Source organism: Acidovorax cavernicola (genome assembly GCF_003581445.1).
Genome location: NZ_QXMN01000113.1, coordinates 1 through 3,142, shown reverse-complemented (window position 1 = coordinate 3,142; position 3,142 = coordinate 1). Strand labels below are relative to the sequence as shown.

Genomic DNA, 3,142 nt, shown 5'->3' with positions numbered 1-3,142 from the left:
TCGCCCCTGCATCAGCCGGGAGGGGCGCAAGCCCGCATCGCGTGCTTGCACGATCTGGCTGGCAGCCCAGATCAGGATGTCGGCATCCCAGATCGTGGCGATGCCATGCTCGGCCGTGCCCTCCACGCGGATCGTGATGCCGCTGGCGCGGAAGTCGATCGGCGCCGTGCGCCGCGACTTCGCCAGGGAGAAGAACGGAAAGGCCATCAAGTCCTGGCTGTCGCGCGGCGCCATGTCGCCCGGCAAGGCGCGGAACAGGTCGAGCTGTTCGCGTTCTTGCGAAGGCTTGGACATGGCTATGGCCACCCGCGCGCCAGCGATCAGCGCGCACGGCTGTCCGCCGCATGGTGCTCGGCGTACTCAGGGTCAGAAGTCGTCTCGTAGCTGCGGTCTCCAGCCCAGGTATCGAGGTCGGCCACGGCGTACATGACACGCCGCCCGAACTTGCGAAACTTCGGCCCGCCGCCGATTACGCGCTGTTTCTCCAGCGTGCGCGGCGACAGGCGCAGGTAGTCTGCGGCTTCGTCGTTGGTCAGATAGCGTTGGGGTTGCGCAGCAGCCATCGAGGGTGTGGCAGCAGGTTGCAAGGAAGCAGGACGCATGGTGAGAACCTCCGTCGGTTGCAAAGCTCCGGCCACAAAGCGCAGCCGGATGGAGGTAGTCTCAGAAAACGCGGCTGTTCTGCTCAGGGTCGATCTGCGCGGGATCCAGAACGACCCTTCTCAAGCGGCGGAAGTTGTGCTAAGCGGCGATAGCCGCCGCGCATCAACGCATCGCCGCGCTGCACCAGGCGGCGCACCTTGGAGCGCAGCCCACCGTCGCTGTACCAATCGGCCGCCGCGTCCTCACCAAAAAGGCCCTCGGCGATCTCGCGCAAGGACGCGCCCGCCAAGGTCGCGTCGAGCGCCTGCAAGCTGTGCAGCTCCTGCAGCGGCGACAGCAATGGCCGCACCGATGCCGTCGCCGCAGGCGAGGCATCAGTGGCGTTCGCGAGCTTTCGCAGCATGGCGGTCAGCCCCGGCAACTGCGCGCAGGCGCGGATGGCATAGGCGAAGGCCATGCCATCGGCCAAGCCAGGCGCGATAGCCAGCCGCAGGCTGTAGCCCGGCCAGCGCAGCACCAGCATCAGCCGCTTGCCGTCATGGATCAGGCACTTGCTGCCGGGCAGACTCCAGAACGAGAAGACGATGGCGTCCATTGACGGATCAGCGTCCGGATAAAGCTGGAGTACGCTCTCGTGGTCGGGGAACCAGGCTGGCTGCGCTTCACGCGCATCCAGTGCCGGGTCTTCCAGCAGGCGCAAGCCCCAACGATGCGCCGTCTCGGATCGGCGACGATGGCGCAGCCAGTCGAGCCGGTAATCGGGATTGCGACGCAGGTACTCCCAAGCCAGCGCCGGGCCATCGAGGTGCAGTGTGTAGAGATACGCGGCTGTCGGATACCAAGGTTCGCTGTGATGCTCGGCCATAGCGCAGGCTCCTGTCGAAGATCAGGAACGTCGCCACGGCAAAACATGCGGAGCTATCGCATCAGCATCAAAACATCATCAAAATCAGGGTCAGTTAACGATTGGTAGTCAAGACCGATTGGCTCCGGGTATTGCGAAATTCGTCAGCATGCGACGACCGCACGACCCCAACTTGCCGCGCAGTACAGAACACCATGCCCCAGCCCGCATGAAAGATCGTGACTGTTTCAGTCACGGATACACAGGTGGGATGCAAGAATGCGGATTCAGACCGGCCAGGTCTGATGCCAGACTGAAATAGTCTCAATGCGCCCGGCATGGCCGGGGCGCGAACGGTTCAATCGACGATGGAACCGTTCTCCTGGGCCAGCCGCAAATATTCCGACAGCGAACGCACCGCCTGAAAATACCGATCCCGCATCACGGGCTGCTGGCGCGGTCCGACGATGGAGGCCAGATCGGACAGCTTCACCTGGCCCAGCTCAGGCATGCTGATTCCCAGGTCGATCAGGCCGTAGGCCGTGTCCCCATCGGCAGGATCGAGTGCGGCCAGCAGCCAGGTGGCGTGCGCATCGGGAGTGAACAGCCGTACCACAGGCAGCGGGTCGATGGCCTGACCTGCTGCGCGGGCCTGGCCGTGGACCAACAACTGCCTGCGTTCGTCCTCGGTGATGAGTTGGTTCATGGATGGCCCCTTCATTGACACAAAGCCGCTAAAACGTGAAAGCGTAAAGCCATATCGACGGGTTTGAGGAAAAGCACGGATGCGGGTTTGTGGTTTTGTCGGCAGCCGTAGATACGGATTTCCGTAAAAACACAGAAGCACGAAAAAGTATCAGATCCACGAATGAGTTAAAGATAACGTGGTTTTAATTGTGCTGCGACTTGACGCTTCTGTCTATGCAGAAGCGAACTGTCCAGCGCGGCCGACCGGCCGGCGCCACCACCTTCGACGCCGAGCTGGCCCAGGCCTTCGGCGCGGCGGTGCGTGCGCTGCGGTTGGAGCGCGGGATTGCGCAGGAATCGCTTGCGCACCTGGCCGGCATCGAGCGTTCGCACATGGGCAAGGTCGAGCGCGGCGAGCACATGCCCACGCTGGCGATCATCTTCAAGATCGCTGGCGCGCTTGAATGCAGCACGGCAGTGCTGATGAGCACGACCGAAGGCCAGCTTGCTGCGGCCCGGTTGTAGCGATAGGAAACCCGCCCTTGTGACAAGGCGCTAACCTGGCCGATCCGGCGCAGCCGGTTCGGGGCATTCAGGGGTGCCAAGCTCTGCACGGCGGGGATAGCCCTTGGGCTTTCCCCTGGAGGCAAGCGCCAGTGCGCAGCGCCGCAGGCGCGAAGGCGTGAGGGATTGATGCCGAATGGCCGTGACGACAAAGGCGGCACGGGGCGCAGCCCGAAAGCCTGACGGTGCATCGCGCCGACACGCCATGCCGTCCTCGCAGCCACACATTCAAGTCATACAGAGAAAGACAGCGGATACAGCCCAGCTTCTTGCCGTGCCGCGAAAGCAGCACTGCGCCCCGCCGCAATGGGCGGGGCTCTGCGGCCGTCAGACCGCCTGAGGCTTGTTGCGCGACCAGATCAACGTGTGTGTGCCGTCCTCTTCCTCGATCAGCCGGGCATAGACCGTTGCCGGAAACGAAGGGTCATCGAGGGTCACGGACAC

The 3,142-nt window shown here is 63.5% G+C and carries 6 protein-coding genes; 1 reads left to right on the top strand and 5 read right to left on the bottom strand.

Features of this window, described 5'->3' with window-relative positions:
• The 4 genes from D3H34_RS31285 to D3H34_RS31270 all read right to left on the bottom strand — a co-directional run.
• A partial coding sequence (locus D3H34_RS31285; RefSeq protein ID WP_205736845.1) for a replication initiator protein A occupies nt 1-294 on the bottom strand: 294 nt, incomplete at its 3' end.
• A 26-nt stretch (nt 295-320) separates the two neighbouring features.
• Entirely contained in the window at nt 321-602 is a 282-nt protein-coding gene (locus D3H34_RS31280; RefSeq protein ID WP_119558710.1) for a helix-turn-helix domain-containing protein, read from the bottom strand.
• 83 nt (nt 603-685) lie between these two features.
• Nucleotides 686-1,468, bottom strand: a complete 783-nt coding sequence (locus D3H34_RS31275) for a DUF2285 domain-containing protein (RefSeq protein ID WP_119558709.1) — start codon at nt 1,466-1,468, stop codon at nt 686-688.
• Nucleotides 1,469-1,805: 337 nt separating this feature from the next.
• Nucleotides 1,806-2,153 carry a DUF2958 domain-containing protein gene (locus tag D3H34_RS31270; RefSeq protein WP_119558708.1) on the bottom strand — a complete coding sequence of 116 codons (348 nt, stop codon included), beginning with the start codon at nt 2,151-2,153 and terminating at the stop codon, nt 1,806-1,808.
• A 215-nt stretch (nt 2,154-2,368) separates the two neighbouring features.
• On the opposite strand from D3H34_RS31270, the gene D3H34_RS31265 reads away from it, so the two are divergent.
• Nucleotides 2,369-2,659 carry a helix-turn-helix domain-containing protein gene (locus D3H34_RS31265; protein WP_119558707.1) on the top strand — a complete coding sequence of 97 codons (291 nt, stop codon included), beginning with the start codon at nt 2,369-2,371 and terminating at the stop codon, nt 2,657-2,659.
• Nucleotides 2,660-3,025: 366 nt separating this feature from the next.
• On the opposite strand, the gene D3H34_RS31260 is transcribed toward D3H34_RS31265, so the two are convergent.
• Nucleotides 3,026-3,142: DUF736 family protein (locus D3H34_RS31260; protein ID WP_119558706.1), on the bottom strand; the 117-nt coding region annotated here is incomplete at its 5' end.

What these genes read in the sequence shown, in the direction of transcription:
- D3H34_RS31280 (WP_119558710.1), bottom strand. Translation starts at nt 602, where the DNA reads ATGCGTCCTGCTTCCTTGCAACCTGCTGCCACACCCTCGATGGCTGCT.
- D3H34_RS31275 (WP_119558709.1), bottom strand. Translation starts at nt 1,468, where the DNA reads ATGGCCGAGCATCACAGCGAACCTTGGTATCCGACAGCCGCGTATCTC.
- D3H34_RS31270 (WP_119558708.1), bottom strand. Translation starts at nt 2,153, where the DNA reads ATGAACCAACTCATCACCGAGGACGAACGCAGGCAGTTGTTGGTCCAC.
- D3H34_RS31265 (WP_119558707.1), top strand. Translation starts at nt 2,369, where the DNA reads ATGCAGAAGCGAACTGTCCAGCGCGGCCGACCGGCCGGCGCCACCACC.